The organism is Corynebacterium sp. HMSC078H07 (genome assembly GCF_001812805.1).
In the GTDB taxonomy this organism is placed as follows: domain Bacteria; phylum Actinomycetota; class Actinomycetes; order Mycobacteriales; family Mycobacteriaceae; genus Corynebacterium.
Genome location: NZ_KV810449.1, coordinates 29,673 through 46,859, shown reverse-complemented (window position 1 = coordinate 46,859; position 17,187 = coordinate 29,673). Strand labels below are relative to the sequence as shown.

16 protein-coding genes and 1 pseudogene are annotated in these 17,187 nt (G+C 59.6%); 14 read left to right on the top strand and 3 right to left on the bottom strand.

The annotated features are described in order from the left end of the window. The first annotated feature begins 1 nt into the window (after position 1). The 11 genes and pseudogenes from HMPREF2875_RS02285 (at position 2) to pyk (ending at position 9,299) form a co-directional block, all read left to right on the top strand. On the top strand, positions 2–184 hold the full coding sequence (locus HMPREF2875_RS02285; protein WP_070669882.1) for a hypothetical protein: 183 nt from the start codon (positions 2–4) through the stop codon (positions 182–184). Continuing rightward, positions 181–1,455 (top strand): MFS transporter, encoded by a 1,275-nt coding sequence (locus HMPREF2875_RS02280; RefSeq protein ID WP_371327548.1) that lies wholly within the window; start codon positions 181–183, stop codon positions 1,453–1,455. The genes HMPREF2875_RS02285 and HMPREF2875_RS02280 overlap by 4 nt, the downstream gene beginning before the upstream one ends. Next, positions 1,452–2,087 (top strand): imidazole glycerol phosphate synthase subunit HisH, encoded by a 636-nt coding sequence (gene hisH / locus HMPREF2875_RS02275; protein WP_070669881.1) that lies wholly within the window; start codon positions 1,452–1,454, stop codon positions 2,085–2,087. Before HMPREF2875_RS02280 ends, hisH begins: the two co-directional genes overlap by 4 nt. A gap of 30 nt (positions 2,088–2,117) precedes the next feature. Then, positions 2,118–2,900 (top strand): bifunctional 1-(5-phosphoribosyl)-5-((5-phosphoribosylamino)methylideneamino)imidazole-4-carboxamide isomerase/phosphoribosylanthranilate isomerase PriA, encoded by a 783-nt coding sequence (gene priA, locus HMPREF2875_RS02270; RefSeq protein WP_070669880.1) that lies wholly within the window; start codon positions 2,118–2,120, stop codon positions 2,898–2,900. Positions 2,901–2,905: 5 nt separating this feature from the next. After that, the gene (locus tag HMPREF2875_RS02265; RefSeq protein ID WP_070669879.1) at positions 2,906–3,709 is read left to right on the top strand and encodes an inositol monophosphatase family protein; all 804 of its coding nucleotides are present in this window, start codon (positions 2,906–2,908) and stop codon (positions 3,707–3,709) included. Positions 3,710–3,806: 97 nt separating this feature from the next. Beyond that, positions 3,807–4,571 carry an imidazole glycerol phosphate synthase subunit HisF gene (hisF, locus tag HMPREF2875_RS02260; protein ID WP_070669878.1) on the top strand — a complete coding sequence of 255 codons (765 nt, stop codon included), beginning with the start codon at positions 3,807–3,809 and terminating at the stop codon, positions 4,569–4,571. After that, positions 4,568–4,969 (top strand): annotated as a pseudogene (gene hisI / locus HMPREF2875_RS13410) (phosphoribosyl-AMP cyclohydrolase); the annotation flags it as partial. The gene hisF and the pseudogene hisI, both read left to right, overlap by 4 nt. Before the next feature lie 70 nt (positions 4,970–5,039). Further along, positions 5,040–5,672 (top strand): TIGR02234 family membrane protein, encoded by a 633-nt coding sequence (locus tag HMPREF2875_RS02250; protein WP_070669877.1) that lies wholly within the window; start codon positions 5,040–5,042, stop codon positions 5,670–5,672. A 107-nt stretch (positions 5,673–5,779) separates the two neighbouring features. Continuing rightward, complete coding sequence (locus tag HMPREF2875_RS02245; RefSeq protein WP_070669876.1) at positions 5,780–6,607, top strand: indole-3-glycerol phosphate synthase TrpC; 828 nt, start codon at positions 5,780–5,782, stop codon at positions 6,605–6,607. A 52-nt stretch (positions 6,608–6,659) separates the two neighbouring features. Next, positions 6,660–7,628 (top strand): prolipoprotein diacylglyceryl transferase, encoded by a 969-nt coding sequence (gene lgt, locus HMPREF2875_RS02240; protein ID WP_246817013.1) that lies wholly within the window; start codon positions 6,660–6,662, stop codon positions 7,626–7,628. Positions 7,629–7,877: 249 nt separating this feature from the next. Next, a complete protein-coding gene (gene pyk, locus HMPREF2875_RS02235) occupies positions 7,878–9,299 on the top strand; it encodes a pyruvate kinase (RefSeq protein WP_070669954.1) in 1,422 nt (473 codons plus the stop codon). A 109-nt stretch (positions 9,300–9,408) separates the two neighbouring features. Here the strand turns inward: pyk and HMPREF2875_RS02230 are convergent, their stop codons facing one another. Then, on the bottom strand, positions 9,409–11,799 hold the full coding sequence (locus HMPREF2875_RS02230) for a glycogen/starch/alpha-glucan phosphorylase (protein WP_070669875.1): 2,391 nt from the start codon (positions 11,797–11,799) through the stop codon (positions 9,409–9,411). Positions 11,800–11,925: 126 nt separating this feature from the next. Then, positions 11,926–13,125: an amidohydrolase gene (locus HMPREF2875_RS02225; protein ID WP_070669874.1), complete on the bottom strand. Its 1,200-nt coding sequence runs from the start codon at positions 13,123–13,125 to the stop codon at positions 11,926–11,928. Between the two features lie 36 nt (positions 13,126–13,161). On the opposite strand from HMPREF2875_RS02225, the gene HMPREF2875_RS02220 reads away from it, so the two are divergent. Then, entirely contained in the window at positions 13,162–13,560 is a 399-nt protein-coding gene (locus HMPREF2875_RS02220) for a hypothetical protein (protein WP_070669873.1), read from the top strand. Here HMPREF2875_RS02220 and HMPREF2875_RS02215 read toward each other — a convergent pair. Continuing rightward, positions 13,550–14,713: a glycerate kinase gene (locus HMPREF2875_RS02215; RefSeq protein WP_070669872.1), complete on the bottom strand. Its 1,164-nt coding sequence runs from the start codon at positions 14,711–14,713 to the stop codon at positions 13,550–13,552. The two genes, HMPREF2875_RS02220 and HMPREF2875_RS02215, sit on opposite strands and share 11 nt — an antisense overlap. A gap of 174 nt (positions 14,714–14,887) precedes the next feature. Here HMPREF2875_RS02215 and gdhA point away from each other — a divergent pair, with 174 nt between their 5' ends. Together gdhA and HMPREF2875_RS02205 are read left to right on the top strand one after the other, a co-directional pair. Beyond that, a complete protein-coding gene (gdhA, locus tag HMPREF2875_RS02210) occupies positions 14,888–16,234 on the top strand; it encodes an NADP-specific glutamate dehydrogenase (protein ID WP_070669871.1) in 1,347 nt (448 codons plus the stop codon). Positions 16,235–16,370: 136 nt separating this feature from the next. Further along, positions 16,371–17,162 carry a DivIVA domain-containing protein gene (locus tag HMPREF2875_RS02205; protein ID WP_070669870.1) on the top strand — a complete coding sequence of 264 codons (792 nt, stop codon included), beginning with the start codon at positions 16,371–16,373 and terminating at the stop codon, positions 17,160–17,162. Positions 17,163–17,187 lie beyond the last annotated feature (25 nt).

Here is a 17,187-nt window from a genome sequence, read left to right as displayed (position 1 = left end):
TATGAACATCATCGTTCTTATTCTTTTCCTCGTTGCTGGTGTGCTGCTCGGCGGCGCATGGTCGGCGTACCAGAATGACTCGAAGCTGTTGACCGTCGTGGCCGGTGTGCTGGCGGCCATCACCGTGGCCGCTGCGCTGGCGTGGCTGCTGGACATCTTTTCGGCAGGGGTGGCGGCGAAGTGACTGAAGCGACCCCGACGAGTGTGTGGAAGGTCGCCGGCTTTAAAGAGACCATGATCGCGGTGGTCTCCGCGTTCGGTGCGTGGTCGGTCTTGCTGCCGGTTGTGCCGTTGGCGGTTCTTGATGCTGGTGGGTCGGCGACACTGGCTGGAGCGACCACCGGTGTCTTCATGTTGGCGACTGTGCTGACCCAGATGATCACGCCGATGTTGCTGCGCGTCTTTGGATACCGGCCCATTATGGCCTCCTCGGCGCTGTTGCTGGGTGTTCCCGCGCTGGGCCATATGCTTGGTGACGCCGCCCTCATCGCCCTGGGCTTTTCTGCCCTGCGTGGCGTAGGTTTCGGTGCTCTGACCGTGGCGGAGAACGCGCTCATCGCTGAGATCACGCCGCGGCGTCTGCTGGGTAAGGCAACGGGTATCTTCGGCCTTTTTATCGGCGCAGCTCAAATGGCCTTCTTGCCGGTGGGCCTCGCGGTCGCTGCCGCATATAACTACAACCTTGTTTACCTGTTGGCGGCTGGGTTGGGCTTGCTGGGCTTCTGCACGTGTATTTTGGTGCCGAAGATTAAGGCCGCACCCGTGGGAAGCCCAGATCCCTCGGATACGACTCCGCGCGCTCCCATGTGGAAGCTCGTCCTCGTCCCTGCCTTGGCGCTGACGAGTTTCTCTGTGAGCTACGGTGTGGCGTCGAACTTTATCTCCCCGGCCGTACGTGAACTCGATCCGGAACGCGGCGCCGTGCTCGGTGGTTTCATGCTGTCCGTGATTGGTGGCGCAGCGATGGTCTTCCGCTACGTGGCTGGAGTGGTCGCTGACCGTGCGGGCAAGCCTGGCACGCTCATGATTCCGGCGCAGATCTGTTCTGTCTTCGGTGTCGGCCTAATTGCCGCAGTGTTGTGGCAGGAATGGTCCATTTGGTTGCTGGTCTTCGGAACGATGGTGTACGGAGCTGGATTCGGCATCGTCCAAAACGAAGCTTTGCTGTCAATGTTTGATCGCCTGCCGCGTGAGCGCCTCTCCGAAGGTTCGGCGGTGTGGAACATCTTCTACGACGGCGGCACCGGTCTCGGCTCCACCGCTCTTGGAGCAGTTGTAGCGATGTCCGGCTACGATGGTGCCTTCGCCGTGGGCTCGGCCATCATTGCGGTGGGTCTGCTCATGACGTTGGCGGACAGTGCTTTGGGCAAGACCCGCGTGAGCGAAATCAACGACATTCAAACTCGACTTCGCATGATTAGGCGGCCGAGGAGGCCTGGAAAGGAACCACGATGAGCTCTCGTAACGTTGCCATCTTGGATTATGGTGCGGGTAACCTGCGCTCCGCTGTTCGCGCCCTAGAGCGCGTCGGTGCTCACGTTACTGTGACTGCGGACCCCGCACTCGCCGTCGAGGCTGACGGCCTACTGGTCCCCGGCGTCGGTGCCTTCGCTGCCTGCATGGAGGGTTTGCGCGCAGCCCAGGGTCCGCGCATTATCGGCCAGCGTCTTGCTGGTGGCCGCCCAGTTCTGGGTATTTGCGTGGGCATGCAGGTGCTTTTTGAATCCGGTACTGAGCACGGCGTCTATACGGAAGGCTGCGGTGAGTGGCCGGGGGACGTCGGAAAGCTCCAGGCAGACGTGCTTCCTCACATGGGGTGGAATACCGTCGAGATGCCCCAAGGTAGCCGCATGTTTGAGAACATCGATGCCGGGGATCGCTTCTACTTCGTCCACTCCTATGCTGCTCGCAGCTGGGAGCTGGAGACCGAAATTACTGAGCCGCCCAAGGTTGCCTGGACGGAGTACGGCGGCGACCGTTTTGTGTCTGCCGTGGACAATGGCGCGTTATGGGCTACGCAGTTCCACCCAGAGAAGTCCGGAGACGTCGGCTCGCAGCTGCTAAAGAACTGGGTTGGAACGCTTTAAAGCGCTCGCCTGAAAGGTAGACTACGCACCATGAGCTTTACACTGTTGCCCGCGGTTGACGTTGTTGATGGTCAGGCTGTGCGCTTGGACCAAGGGGAAGCCGGAACCGAAAAGTCCTATGGCTCCCCGCGTGAGGCCGCCCTCAAGTGGCAGGCCCAAGGCGCACAGTGGTTGCATGCTGTGGACCTTGACGCTGCTTTTGGCCGTGGTTCCAACCATGAATTGCTCGCGGAAATCACCTCGAGCGTGGACCTTGAAGTGGAGCTCACCGGTGGTATTCGGGATGATGAATCCCTCGCCCGTGCCTTGGCTACCGGCGCACGTCGCGTCAATATCGGTACTGCAGCGCTGGAGCAACCGGATTGGATTGCCAAGGTACTTGCGGAGCACGGTGACCGCATTGCTGTTGACTTAGCAGTACGGCTCGTTGATGGTGAATGGCGTACGCGCGGACATGGCTGGGTGTCCGACGGCGGAGATCTCTGGGAGGTACTCGAGCGCCTCGATGCTGCTGGCTGCACCCGTTTCGTGGTCACTGATGTGTCCAAGGACGGCACGCTTAAGGGCCCGAACATTGAATTGTTGCGTGAGGTAGCTGCAGCCACCGATGCGGCAGTGACCGCGTCGGGTGGAATCTCCACCTTGGATGATCTGCGTGAGTTGGCCCTGTATGAGAACGAGGGAATCGATTCCGCCATCATCGGTAAGGCTCTGTATGAGGAGCGTTTTACGCTGAGCGACGCACTCGCAGCCGTTGCTGAAGTCACCCCGCTTCCGGCAGAGGAGTACATCGACCCTATCGAGGAGGACTAAAGTACATGGCCCCGATGAGAGGACTTTCTTCCTCGGATCCTCGCGAGCTCGTTGCTTTTGCTGAGGCTGCGGTGGATCAAGTCACTGACCTTTTCCGCGCTGGCCTGGGTGCTGAGCCAGCCCGCTTCAAAGGTGAAGGCGATTTCGCTACCGAAATTGACCTGCGTATCGAGGAGCACTTGCGTGTGACTTTGAGTCAGCTCACCGGCATTCCCGTCTTCGGGGAGGAGTCTGGCGGTGCCTTGGAGGACACTGTGTGGGTGGTGGACCCAGTGGACGGCACCGCTAATTATTCCGCTGGTAATCCCTGCTGCGGAGTTCTGGTGTCACTACTGCATGAGGCAAAGCCAGTAGTTGCCGTGGCGGATTTCCCGCTGCTAGAGCGCCGCGTTGTTGCTGCTGAGGGCATGCCGTTGCGTTCTAGTGGAGGACCGGCCACCGGGTTCGGCGGGGGAGAAGGTGCCCAAGGCTTCGATGAGGCGCGTGGTCACGTCGGCTGCTCCTCGCACCTTCCCATCGATTTGTTCAATGACCTCCGCGAAACAGGTTTGCGGCCACGCATGACAGGATCAGTCGGTCTGGACAATGCCTTCGTGGCACAGGGCGTGTTCGATGGTGCCGTGAATTTTTCCCCGCACCCGTGGGATAACGCTGCCGGTGCGCTCATGATTAAGGCTGCCGGTGGACGTGTCAGTGATCCCGATGGAAACGAGTGGACCGCTACCTCGAAGGGCTTTGTCGGCGGTACCCCGCAGGTCCATGCCACCATTTTGGACGCGATTGCCCGCAACCCGCGGGGCCAGCGCTGATACTTCGCACAGTGCCTTAGGGCTTTTAGATCCTAAGCCTTAAGACCTTAAACCAGATTGCCCATTACTATCTCATCTCCCTAGGAGGACTTTCACCATGGCGCTTGCCGTGCGCGTGATCCCGTGCCTTGACGTTGACAATGGCCGCGTGGTCAAAGGCGTCAATTTTGCCAACCTGCGTGATGCCGGTGACCCAGTTGAGCTGGCTGCCCGCTATGACCAGCTTGGCGCGGATGAACTCACGTTCTTGGACGTTTCCGCGTCCAAGGATGGGCGTGGCACCATGCTCGATGTTGTACGCCGCACCGCGGACCAAGTCTTTATCCCATTGACCGTGGGCGGTGGCGTGCGCTCTGTGGAGGATGTGCGCCAACTACTGCGGGCGGGCGCAGATAAGGTTTCCGTGAATTCCTCGGCGATTGCCCGCCCCGAGTTGTTGCGTGAGCTTGCCGATGTCTTCGGCTCACAGTGCATCGTGCTCTCCGTCGATGCCCGCCGTGCCCCGGACTATCCGAGTGGTTTTGAGGTCACAACTCACGGCGGTACTAAACCAGCGGGTTTGGATGCCGTGGAATGGGCACGCCGCGGTGAAGAACTCGGTGTGGGTGAAATCTTGCTCAACTCGATGGATGGTGACGGAACGAAGGAAGGCTTCGACATTGAACTCCTCGAGGCCGTCCGCGCGGCGGTTTCTGTTCCCGTCATTGCCTCTGGCGGTGCGGGTAAGGCTGAGCATTTTCCTCCAGCTGTTGCTGCCGGAGCTAATGCCGTCTTGGCCGCCAGTATTTTCCACTTTGGTGAAGTCGAGATTTCTGCGGTCAAGCAGGAACTCGCAGATGCCGGTTATGAGGTGCGACAATGAATGCCGCACAGGATTCCACTGGCAGCTCTCCGCGTAGCAGCGGCGAAGTTAGAGTCGAAGACTATGAACTCGCCGCAGAGATAGCTCAGCAGCTGAAGCGCAATGAGGCTGGGCTGGTGCCGGCCATTGTGCAGTCAGAGCGTGGCGAAGTCCTCATGATGGCGTGGATGGATGACCATGCTCTGGCCTACACGCTGGCAACGCGCCGGGGAACCTACTATTCACGTTCTCGCCAGGAGTACTGGGTCAAGGGCCTGACTTCAGGCCATACCCAAGAGGTCATTGGTGCCCGTCTCGATTGCGATGGCGACACTATCTTGCTCACCGTTCGCCAAGCAGGCGGCGCCTGCCATACGGGAGACCGTACGTGCTTCGACGCCCACGACCTTTTCGCTGAATCCACGAAGTTCGACAGCACGGGTGATTGCACGAACGGCAGCACATCCGACAGCGTGAAGGAGTCCACGAATGGCTAAACGAATGGGGCCCATCCTCATGTTTGTGGGCGCGATTGTGTTGTGGTTGTCCTCTCGTATGACGTGGGTTACGGCCGCAGTTGAGGACGATAAAGCTGGGTCGAGCGTGATGGACTTATCAGGTTCGCTGTGGTCACTCGAACTTATCGCCCTGACGGTCGTGATTCTGGCTGGCAGCGTGGCTGCGCTAGCCTTGCGCCGGACAGCACGACGAATCGTGGCGATCGTCACTGCACTGGCGGCAGCAGGTGCCGCGTGGCGCCCTGTTTCGTTGCTGACAGCAGGTCCCGAAGTTGAGCGCGCCCAGGAGCTGCTGCACGGTGGAACGAATGACACCTCGGTGGATTCGACGACCATTTCTGACTGGGCGGTAGTGCTCGCCGCCGATGCGTCTTCTGCTGGGCCGGTTCTCGCAATCGTGGGCGCTGCGCTCGCACTGTTTGGCGCGGTCATGGTGGCCAGCAACCCGGGCGTGGATAAACCGCGAACCGCTAAGTACGAAACCCCGGCCGTGCGCCAGGAGCGCCTGCAGGAGGATTTGGAGACGTCACAGGACTCCGGTCGCGTGATGTGGGATGCGCTCGACGCCGACATTGATCCTACGGATACCCCGCCGCGCACCTAGTGCCTTGGGTACCCCGGATTTCCGGTTAGAGGTGTCCGCGCGCTAGCCTGATTGTGATCTCAAACGCCCCGGATTGTCCTTGAGTCTCTTCACGGAGGGAGGTGCTGATGCCTACCCCAATTGCAGTTGATCATCTTGTCGCAGGTGTGCTTGCCGATGTCGCCGCGCGTGAGGCCCGTGTGCCCTTCAAAGAAGTAAAAGCGCGTTCCCGCGACATGGATACCCCGCGCGATGCTGCGACGGCTCTGCTTCGTCCGGGTTGTTCCATCATCACCGAAATCAAGCGCGCCGTGCCGTATGCCGGCGAGATTGCACACTTAGATAGTCCGCAGTCAGTGGCGGCTTTGGCTCACGACCTTGAGCAAGCTGGCGTTCATGTTATGGCCTGCCAGACGGATCGCCGTCGCTTTCATGGCTCGCTAGAGGACATGCGGGTTGCCCGCGACGCTGTGGACATACCAATGGTGTGCCGCGACATCATCGTTGATCCGTATCAGATTCATGAGGCGCGTTGCTATGGTGCGGACGCTATTCCGCTGCAAGTAGAGCTGCTGGATCAAGCCCGCCTCGAGTCACTGCTGGATCGCGTGGAATCATTGGGAATGACTGCCATTCTTGAGGTGCGCACGTGCGCCGAGGTAGATCGAGTCATCAAGGCGGGCGGCTCTGTTGTGGCGATCAATGCGTGGTCTTTGGCCTCCGATGCTATTAATCGGGAGGCCTTTTCTACTATTTCGCCCGGTCTTCCCGAATCCATGACCCGCATCGCAGTCGGTGGAGTCAACAGCCCCCGTAACGTGCTGTCCTATGCCTCACACGGCGCGGATGCCATCCTTGTGGGCGAGTCAATCATGGCGGCTCAGGACCCTATGGCGCTAGCCCGTTCGCTGGTGGCGGCCGGACAACACCCGGCTTGCCCGTCCCGTAAGTTTTAGGTCCGTAGCGGAAGCGTTGTAGTACCCGCATTTTTCAGGCACACTATCTCCCGTGCAGATTTACTACCTCGCGAATATCCCTTCCCCGCCACAGGGCGTATGGTACCTGGGTCCGATCCCAATTCGTGCCTACGCCATGTGCATCATTTTGGGCATCCTCGTTGCTATGTGGATGACGTTGCGCCGCTACACTGCGCGCGGCGGAAACCCTGACGTGGTGTGGGACGCAGCCATCGTGGTCATTCCCGCTGGCATTATCGGTGGGCGCCTGTACCACGTGATTACGGATAACGATAAATACTTCTGTTCCACGTGCGACCCTATCGACGCGCTGAAGATCACCAACGGTGGCCTAGGCATTTGGGGTGCGGTGGCGCTTGGTGTGGTGGCTGTGTGGGTCATGTTTAAAATCAAGGGCATTCCGCTGGGGCCGTTTGCCGACGCCGTAGCACCCGGCCTCATCCTGGCTCAGGCCATTGGGCGCCTTGGAAACTGGTTTAACCAAGAGCTGTACGGCCGGGAAACCACAGTGCCCTGGGCACTCGATATTTACTACCGCGTCAATGAGAACGGCGACTACGCGCCGATTAGTGGACGCTCTACAGGTGAGGTCATGACGTCGGTGCACCCGACCTTCCTCTACGAGCTCGTGTGGAACGTGGTTATTTGCCTCTTCCTTCTGTGGGCGCACAAAGCCTGGAAGCTGGGACACGGGCGCGTCTTTGCTCTGTACGTGGCGGGCTACACCGCGGGCCGTTTCGTGGTCGAGAACATGCGCGCGGATGAAGCCACGCATATCTTCGGATTCCGTGTCAACGTCATCGTGTCCGTCGTTTGCTTCATCATTGCGCTCATTGTCTTTGTCCGTCTGCCGCGCGGCCAGGAGACTCCCGAAGAGGTGGATCCACATCGCGCCAAAGGTGGGGCAGACCATAGCGCTGGCGATGGTGGGCGCGCAGGTTCACAGGTTCACCCGTACCCTCACTCGGATTCTTCCTCTGCCGGAGGGATGGTGCAGTAGCCGGAATCACAGTACATTTTTGGCGGTGATGGCGTCGCTCTAGGAGCCTTATGGGGCCCGCCAGAAATGTCCGATCGTGCCCGCTCGCGCCCATTTCATGCTGCGTTTTGTGGCGGAAAGCAGGGCATTGAAAGGTATAACGGCACGACTCGGACGGAGATGTGAACATCATTTATGGTGGCAGAGACTAGAAAACGGGGGTACTTTAGGAACCGTTAGACATCCCCGATGCGAATAAGGCACTCCATGTTGGATAGAAGAACCAAAATCGTTTGTACGTTGGGTCCCGCAGTGGCAAGCAAGGAGGGAATCCTGGGCTTGGTGGAAGCGGGCATGGACGTCGCGCGTCTGAACATGTCCCACGGCGAGCACGCAGACCACGAAGCAAATTACGCCTGGGTCCGCGAAGCTACCGATGAGACCGGCCACGCCGTCGGTGTTCTCGCCGACCTTCAGGGTCCGAAGATCCGTCTGGGTCGCTTTGTCAACGGTGAGGAGATGTGGAAGGAAGGGGAAATCGTCCGAATCACCGTCGATGACGTCGAAGGTACCCACGACCGTGTCTCCACCACCTACAAGGGCCTGGCCAAGGACGCTAAGCCGGGAGACCGTCTGCTGATCGACGATGGCAAGGTTGCCGTCGTGTGCAAGGAAGTAGAAGGCAACGACGTTGTTTGTGAGGTCACCGAAGGCGGCCCAGTCTCCAACAACAAGGGCGTTTCCTTGCCGGGCATGGATATCTCCGTGCCGGCTCTGTCGGAGAAGGACATCGCTGACCTTCGTTTCGCACTGAATCTGGGCGTTGACATGATTGCCCTGTCTTTCGTCCGTTCCCCAGCGGATGTGGACAAGGTCCACGAAATCATGGACGAGGAAGGCCGTCGCGTTCCGGTTATTGCCAAGCTGGAGAAGCCGGAGGCTGTCGACGCCCTCGAGTCCATCGTGCTGGCTTTCGACGCCATCATGATTGCCCGTGGTGACCTGGGTGTGGAGGTTCCGCTCGAGCAGGTTCCGCTGTTCCAGAAGCGCGCTATCCAGATTGCGCGTGAGAACGCCAAGCCGGTCATCGTGGCTACTCAGATGCTGGATTCCATGATTTCCAACCTGCGCCCAACTCGTGCGGAGGCCTCCGACGTGGCCAATGCCGTGCTTGACGGTGCTGATGCGGTCATGCTCTCGGGTGAGACGTCCGTCGGTATCGACCCGCAAAACGTCGTGCGCACGATGTCCAAGATTGTGGCTAACGCTGAGTCAGGCGGCCAGGTTCCGCCGCTGAGCCACGTGCCGCGCACCAAGCGTGGCGTGGTGTCCTACTCCGCGCGTGATATCGCAGAGCGCCTCAACGCCAAGGCCATCGTCGCATTCACCACGTCTGGTGATACTGCGAAGCGCGTGGCTCGTTTGCACTCCCCATTGCCGTTGTTGGCGTTTACTCCGCACCCGGCAGTTCGCTCGCAGTTGGCTCTGACCTGGGGTGCAGAGACTTTCTTGAGCTCTGAGGTCAAGTCCACTGATGACATGATGGCTAGCATCGATGAGGCTCTGCTTGGTATGGACAAGTACAAGGAAGGCGACATGATTGTCGTCATCGCTGGTACCCCTCCGGGAATCTCTGGTAACACCAACATGATTCAGGTTCACCAACTCGGCGAAACCCTGCGCGAGAAGTAATTACGCTCTCCCGCATTTAGGCACAACGCCAAACGCACCGCACACTGTCCCTCGAGGAGAGGCAGCGTGCGGTGTTACTTATTTTTCACGCTTAACGCGTGGTGGTGGATTAGATGTTTGCGATGGGGGTCGGGGCCAGCTTCCATACCTCGTTGGCGTAGTCCGCGATGGTGCGGTCGGAGGAGAAGCGACCGGAGTAGCAGATGTTCAGCCAGGCCTTCTTGGCCCACTCCATCTCATCGGCGTCATAGTCAGCGGCCATGCGGTCGCGGGTCTCGCGGTAGTCGGCGAAGTCACCCAGGACGTAGTAGGTGTCCTGAGCGTGCTCGCCATAACCATCCAGAAGCGAGGAGCGCAGGTCACCGAACGTGCCATTATTCTCCGATCCCAAAGTTCCATCGGTAAAGGCATCCAGAACGCGGGCCAGACCCGGAACAGAGTTGTAGAGCTCACCGGGGTTGTACTCGGCGCGCAGCTGCGGGATCTCTTCGTTGCGAGCACCGAAGATGTAGGCATTTTCTTCGCCCACTGCCTCAACGATCTCTACGTTGGCGCCATCCATGGTGCCCAGCGTCAGGGCGCCGTTCATCATGAACTTCATGTTGGAGGTACCCGATGCCTCCTTACCAGCGACGGAAATCTGCTCGGAGACATCTGCGGCGGGGATAATGTGCTCGGCGGGGGAGACGTTGTAGTTCTCTACGAAGACAACGTTGAGCACGTCCTTGGTAGCTGGGTCGTTGTTCACCAGATCACCGATAGTGTTGATGAGTTTGATGATGGCCTTGGCGCGGACATAGCCCGGAGCTGCCTTCGCGCCGAAGATGAAGGTGCGCTTCGGAACTGTTTCACCGTCGACCTTGATACGGAAGTACAGGTCAAGGATGTACAGAGCATTCATGAGCTGACGCTTGTACTCGTGAAGGCGCTTGATCTGGACATCAAAAATGGAATCGGGGTCCACGGTGGAACCTTGGTGATCCGCAATCCAGGTGGCGAAGTCCTGCTTATTGGCGCGCTTGACGTTGATGAGCTGACGTAGAACCTTTTCATCCTCCGCCAACGGTGCGAGCTTGGCCAGTTGCGTCAGATCGGTAACCCAGGCATCGGAACCTGCCTGCTCGGTGAGCAGGCTCGACAAGCGCGGGTTGCACATGCGGAGCCAGCGGCGCGGTGTCACACCGTTAGTCTTGTTGTTGAATTTCTCCGGCCACAGCTCGTGCCACTCGGACAGCGTATCTGCCTTGATGATCTCGGTGTGCAAGGCCGCCACGCCATTGATGGAATAGGCAGCGTAGCAGGCAATCCATGCCATGTGGACCTGGCCATTGGACACGGGGGCCATGTAGTCGATGCGGCCCTGATCCAGCCCGCGTTGGCCCATGTCCTCACGGAAACGACGGTCAATTTCCTCCACGAGCTCCCAGATGCGCCAGAAGAGCTTCTGGAAGATGGAGACTTCCCAGCTTTCCAGGGCTTCTGCCAAGACCGTGTGGTTGGTATAAGCGAAGGTCTCAGTGACAACCTTCCACGCTTCATCCCAGCCCATCCCGTGCTCGTCGAGAAGCAGGCGCAGCAGTTCCGGGATAGCGAGCACCGGGTGGGTGTCATTGAGCTGGATGCAGTTGTACTTGGCAAAGCCAGTGAGATCGTCACCGTGGTGTTCAATGAAGTTATCGATCATCTGCTGCAGGGACGCAGAGACGAAGAAGTACTGCTGGCGAACACGCAGGACCTTGCCTTCGTAGGTGGTGTCATTGGGGTAGAGCACACGGCAGATGTCCATGACGCGCTCGCGTTCAACGATGGCCTCAGTAAAGCGCTGGGAGTTGAAGGCATCATAGTCGAACTCATCGATGGGTTCGGACTTCCACAAGCGCAGGGTGCCGACGTTATCGGTGCCGTAGCCGGTAATGGGCATGTCATACGGGATGGCGCGCACGTCCATGTCATCGAAGTGGATGCGGCGCTGCTCGGAGGCGCGGCGAATGATGAAGTCGTAGCCATTCTCCATCCAGGAATCCGGCTTCTCGCGCTGGAAGCCGTCCTCGAAGGACTGGCGGAACAAGCCATAGCGGTACAGGAGGCCATAGCCGGTGACCGGGTAATCCTGGGTTACAGCGGAGTCGAGGAAGCACGCAGCGAGGCGGCCCAAACCACCGTTACCCAGAGCGGCATCATGCTCGGCCTCGAGGACATCAGATAACTCGTGGCCGGCAGCCTTGGCAGCGGCGCGGGCTTCATCCACGAGACCGACATTGGTGAGGTTGTTGAGCAGTGCGCGGCCCTGCAAGAACTCTGCGGAGAAGTAGTGCTGCTGACGGGCAGCGGCATAAGCGCTGCGGGTTGCTTCCCAGTTATCGGCAATCTGTTCCATGACTGCGGAGGACAGGCCGGACCAGAACTTGCGGTTGGAGGCGGTGGGCGGCGTCACGCCGGAGGCGGCGCGGACGTGCCCGGGAACTGCGGTCTGAAAATCGGCGTGCTGGGGCTGGCTCATAACATTCCTTAGACGTTGCACTCAAAATGTGTGGAAAATACCGACCTCAAGCTTAACCAGTTCCGCCTTATCACGCAGTGAGCCAGCTGGCTAGAGCTTCGCTGTGTGGAGTGAGTGCGTTCAGCTCTAGCGCTTGAGGAAAGACAGGACCGCAGCGGTGGCGGCACGCGTAGCAGAGTCCATGGTGGGAGCGTAGTCCGGAAGGAAGGTGGACTGGTGGTTGACCGGAGGGTTATCGATGAGCTCATCTGGGGTGGAGCCGATAAACCAGAAGTAGTAGGGCACGCCCCATGCCTGCGGAAGGTAGCAAAAGTCCTCTGACACTGTGGATGGTGTGGCGGTGACAGAAAGCTCTCCAAAGACGTCGTCGAACGAGGCACGCACGGCGTCGTGGGCATCGGGGTCGTTATCGGTGACTTCGCCGTGCGCGTAATACTCAAAGGTTGGCTCGGCCGGGCAACCAGAGGCTACGCACTCCGCACGCACCATGCACTCCAGGGAGGCGTAGACGCGTTCGGCTAACTCCGGCTTGTAATAGCGGGTATTGAGTACCAACTCGGCGCTGCCGGGGATGATGTTGTTCTTCTCTCCTGCATGTAGCTCGCCGACGGAGATGACAAAGAAGTCGTGGGGAGGAACCTCGCGGCCAACAATGGCCTGGAGGCGCGTGACCACCATTGCGGCAACGTAAGAAGGGTCGATGGATTCGTGTGGCATGGAGGCGTGAGCGGAGCGGCCCGTGATGTGGATGCGCAGTGAATCACAGCCGGCGAGGATGGGACCAGATGTGGATTGAACCTGGCCTGCCGGCCCGGGCATGACGTGTTGACCCAAGCAGACATCGGGCTTTGGCACACGTTCGGTGAGGCCATCGGCAATCATGTATTTTGCGCCCATGGAGGATTCCTCCGCTGGTTGGAAGAGAGCAAGGAAGGTGCCTTGCCAGGCGTCGCGGTGGACGTCGATAAGCGCACAGGCTCCCAAAAGCGCGGTGGTGTGTACGTCGTGGCCACAGGCATGCATCTTGCCGTTGGTGGCGGCGAAGTCAACGCCGGTCTCCTCGGCTACCGGTAGCGCGTCGAAGTCCGCGCGCATGAGCGCTGTGGGGCCGTCCCCATTGCGGAAGATAGCAACGATTCCATGGCCGCCGATGCCGGTGACAACCTCACATTCATACTTTTCAAGCTGTTCCAGGATGCGTCCTGCAGTGCGTTCCTCCTCGTGGGAAAGTTCGGGGTGGGAGTGCAGATCCTCGTAGAAAGCACGCTGCCAGGAGAGGTCGACGGCGTCACTGTTCAGAAGATTCGCAAGTGTGGGATCTGCCATAGTTACCATCCTTAAAGTTAGGGTAGGATTGCCTACATGCCAATGATTCAATTTGATGTTCTGGTGCCGGATGCACAAGCCGAGCGCGTTGCCGAAATCTTCAGTACTGCCACGCAAAAGCTGGTTGATACCAATTCGCTGACCTCAGCCGAGGTTACTCGCGTGGAGGAGCCGGCGATCCAGGAGGGCCTTGAGGAACAACTGCGCCAGACGTATCGAGATGAGCACGAAGACCGCGACCTTGAAGGTGCGAATGTCCACCGCTACGACATTGAGGTTGAGGGCGTGACGGGATCTATCAACCAGCTCACCATGGTGCTCTCGCGCCTGCTTACTCCTCACGCGGTGCTGCCGAAGGACCATGTACTGCTCGAGGATGAAGTTGCATACGAGCGCCCGGCTATCTTCCCGTGGTCGGTGCAGGTTAATCCCTAGCGTGTGGAACGAATGCCTCAATAAATTCTGTGACGAGCTGCTCGGCGGCGTTGCTGATTGCGGCGGCCACCTCGTTGCTGGTAGCACTGCTTCCGTCTCCTTCTAGTTCCTGGAGCAGTGCCCCGGCCGGGGCAGGGGCAGTGGCGGAGCCGGCAACGATGCCGAGAGTGGGGGAACCTGCTGCTTCTGTTGTGAGTTCAGCTAACGTGCCGACCACTTTTCCGGTGAGGGACTGCTCGTCAAAGCGGCCTTCACCGGTGATGAGGAGATCGGCCTCTGCGGCACGTGTGGGGAGCTCAAGCGCTTCAGCGACGTAGCGCCCGCCGGGGATGATCGTGCAGTGCTCATCTGTGCCCCACAACGTGCGCGAAAGCCAGCTCAAAGCAATCGGGATGCCGCCGGCCGCGCCCATGAATTCTGCCTGCGGGTCGGTGTCAGTGACTGCGCACAGTTGCAGCATGGCGCCAGCTAGTAGTGCTACCTGTTCGCCTTCGGCGCCTTTTTGTGGGCCATACATTGTGGCCGCTTGGATGGGGACCGCGCGGGTATCAGTTACCAACGTGTAGTCCAGCAGGGCAGCTTTCATGTTGAGCTGCGCGGTATCGATGGTGGCGAGGTTGACAAGTGGGGCACCGCCTTTGGGGAGGGCATAGCCGCGCGCATCGTGGGCTGCCGCGCCCAATGCTGCGAGGATCCCTAAGCCGCCGTCGATGCTGGCGCTTCCCCCCAAACCTAAGACAATGTGCTTCGCGCCGCGCGCCTCCGCATCAGCGATGAGAACACCGGTGCCGTAGGAATCTGCATGGAGCGGGTCGAGGGCATCGGACACAGCAGGCAGGCCGGTTGCCGCGGCGACGTCGATAAACGCCTCCTCACCCACGAGATGGTAGCTGGCCTCGGTGAGGCGGCCCACCGCATCTGTGGTGGGCAGCGTAATGGTCTGGCCTGCTGTGCCGGTACGCGCGACCGCCGCGCTGGCAAGAACCTCGGCGGTACCTTCACCGCCATCGGCCATGGGGAGCGTCGTCACGGTGGACGTGGCGGCAAGGTCGGCACTACTCAAGGCGCGGCGAGCACCGAGAGCTATCGCGGCAGCAGCTTCGCTAGCGGTGGCGGTGCCTTTGAATGAGTCGGGGGCAACAAGGATGCGCATGATAACGAGTATATGGGGAGCCGTATGGCAATTAAATTTTGGGTATTTGAGCTGCGAGTGAAGGACTTTTTGGATTATGCGGCTTGCAATTTAGGTCGAATGATAGAAAACTAGCTGCTGTTCATTAAGTTGAAGCACTGATCATTCGGTTTAGTGCCACATGAAAGGATTGCCATGTCCATCGACCAGCAGATCTCCGATTACTACAGCAAGCTTCTGAAGCGGAACGCGGGCGAACCTGAGTTCCATCAGGCGCTTGCTGAGGTCCTTGATTCCCTCAAGATCGTCCTTAACAAGGATCCACACTACGCGGACTACGGTCTGGTCGAGCGTCTCTGCGAGCCTGAACGCCAGCTCATCTTCCGCGTCCCGTGGGTCGATGACAAGGGCGAAATCCAGGTCAACCGCGGCTTCCGTGTGCAGTTCAATTCCGCACTGGGCCCGTACAAGGGCGGCCTACGTTTCCACCCGAGCGTGAACCTGGGCATCATTAAGTTCCTCGGCTTCGAGCAGATCTTTAAGAACTCCCTGACTGGCCTTCCTATTGGCGGCGGCAAGGGTGGCTCGGACTTTGACCCTAAGGGCAAGTCTGATGCTGAGGTCATGCGCTTCTGTCAGTCCTTCATGACTGAGCTGCACAACCACATCGGGGAATACCGCGATGTCCCGGCCGGTGACATCGGCGTAGGCGGCCGCGAAATTGGTTACCTCTTCGGCCAGTACCGCCGCCTTGAGAACAAGCACGAGTCCGGCATTCTCACTGGTAAGGGCCTGACCTGGGGCGGATCGCTGGTGCGTACCGAGGCCACCGGCTACGGCTTGGTGTACCTCACCGCAGAGATGATGAAGGCACACGGTGAGTCCTTCGAAGGCGCCAAGGTTATCGTGTCTGGTTCGGGCAATGTGGCCATCTACGCTGCCGAAAAGGTTCAGCAGCTGGGTGGCACGGTTGTGGCTATGTCGGACTCCTCCGGCTACATCACCACCCCGCAGGGCGTGGACTTGGAGCTGCTTAAGGACATCAAGGAAGTGCGTCGTGAGCGTATCTCCACCTATGCCAAGGAGGCTGGTAACGGGGTGGAGTACCACGACGGCGGCAACGTCTGGGAGGTCCAGGCGGACGTCGCTTTGCCGTGTGCAACCCAGAACGAACTCGATGGTGATGATGCCAAGCTGTTGGTCGACAACAAGGTGCGCTACGTGGCGGAGGGTGCCAACATGCCGTGTACCCCGGAGGCAGTTCACTACTTCTTGGACCAGAAGATTGCCTTCGCGCCGGGCAAGGCAGCCAACGCGGGTGGTGTTGCTACCTCCGCACTGGAAATGCAGCAAAACGCCTCCCGTGACTCTTGGACCTTTGAGTACACCGATCAGCGCCTGCACGACATCATGTCGAGCATCTTCCGCAACATCGATAAGACGTCAAAGGAATATGGTCTCGACGGTGACTACGTGGCCGGCGCCAACATTGCTGGCTTCAAAAAGGTAGCGGACGCCATGCTGGCGCAGGGCGTTATCTAAGGTTCTGTGCTTGGCGTACTGCCACATCGCAACCTCCCCCTCATGCTCGTGAATGTGAGCGCGACGGGGAGGTTTTCGCTGTCAACACCCGCGTGGGATACGTCGCGCTGTGCGCGGGCTTGGTTAGGCTGGTGCCATGTACCGCGTTTTTGAGTCCCTCGATGAACTTGTTCGCAATCTGGAACAGGCCTACGCCGTTCCTATGACCTCCAATTGCATGGTCCCGCGCCACGAAATGCTGGCGCTTCTCGATGATCTCCGTAATGCCCTCCCCGTTGAGATGGATGACGCTCAGGACGTCTTGGATAAACAGGATGAGATCCTGCAGGGCGCGGAGGAGCGCGCGGACCAGATTATTTCTGATGCCAACGCCCAGGCAGATGACACGGTTACTCGTGCACGTGAGGATGCGGACGCCATGCTTGCCGACGCCCAACATCGCGCCACCACCATGGTGGCCCAAGCCGAAGACGAAGCTACCAACCTAGTGGATAACGCCCGCGCCGATGCTGAGCGCACCCGCGCCCAGGCAGATGAGGAATACCAACGCACCGTTGCCGCCGGCCAAGCAGAGCAGGAGCGTCTCGTTTCTGAGTCTGAGGTTGTGCGCCGCGCTGATGATGAGGCTCACCGCATCGTCGAAACAGCACATTCTGAGTCCAATCGCCTGCGCACCGAGTGTGATGAGTTTGTGGATGCAAAGCTGGGCGAATTCGAAACTACGCTGTCTGATCTGCTGCGCACCGTGAACAATGACCGCTCCGCTCTGCGCCGCGGTGCGGGTGTTCGCTCCCGTGGGGAGTCGCGCGGTGACTCCCGTGCCGAAGGCCGCCCGGAGGGCCGTGAGGCGCGAGGTGATGCTCGCAGTGAAGGCTGGGAACGCGAGTCCCGTCCCCGCCGTGCGCCCCGTGCACCGCGCGATTACTAAAGCGCAAATCTTCTAGAGCGCCATA

Coding starts and splice junctions, on each gene's coding strand:
- gdhA (WP_070669871.1), top strand. CDS start 14,888: ATGTCCATCGACCAGCAGATCTCCGATTACTACAGCAAGCTTCTGAAG.
- priA (WP_070669880.1), top strand. CDS start 2,118: ATGAGCTTTACACTGTTGCCCGCGGTTGACGTTGTTGATGGTCAGGCT.
- HMPREF2875_RS02265 (WP_070669879.1), top strand. CDS start 2,906: ATGGCCCCGATGAGAGGACTTTCTTCCTCGGATCCTCGCGAGCTCGTT.
- HMPREF2875_RS02245 (WP_070669876.1), top strand. CDS start 5,780: ATGCCTACCCCAATTGCAGTTGATCATCTTGTCGCAGGTGTGCTTGCC.
- HMPREF2875_RS02220 (WP_070669873.1), top strand. CDS start 13,162: ATGCCAATGATTCAATTTGATGTTCTGGTGCCGGATGCACAAGCCGAG.
- HMPREF2875_RS02230 (WP_070669875.1), bottom strand. CDS start 11,799: ATGAGCCAGCCCCAGCACGCCGATTTTCAGACCGCAGTTCCCGGGCAC.
- HMPREF2875_RS02215 (WP_070669872.1), bottom strand. CDS start 14,713: ATGCGCATCCTTGTTGCCCCCGACTCATTCAAAGGCACCGCCACCGCT.
- hisF (WP_070669878.1), top strand. CDS start 3,807: ATGGCGCTTGCCGTGCGCGTGATCCCGTGCCTTGACGTTGACAATGGC.
- HMPREF2875_RS02285 (WP_070669882.1), top strand. CDS start 2: ATGAACATCATCGTTCTTATTCTTTTCCTCGTTGCTGGTGTGCTGCTC.
- HMPREF2875_RS02225 (WP_070669874.1), bottom strand. CDS start 13,125: ATGGCAGATCCCACACTTGCGAATCTTCTGAACAGTGACGCCGTCGAC.
- HMPREF2875_RS02250 (WP_070669877.1), top strand. CDS start 5,040: ATGGCTAAACGAATGGGGCCCATCCTCATGTTTGTGGGCGCGATTGTG.
- HMPREF2875_RS02205 (WP_070669870.1), top strand. CDS start 16,371: ATGTACCGCGTTTTTGAGTCCCTCGATGAACTTGTTCGCAATCTGGAA.
- hisH (WP_070669881.1), top strand. CDS start 1,452: ATGAGCTCTCGTAACGTTGCCATCTTGGATTATGGTGCGGGTAACCTG.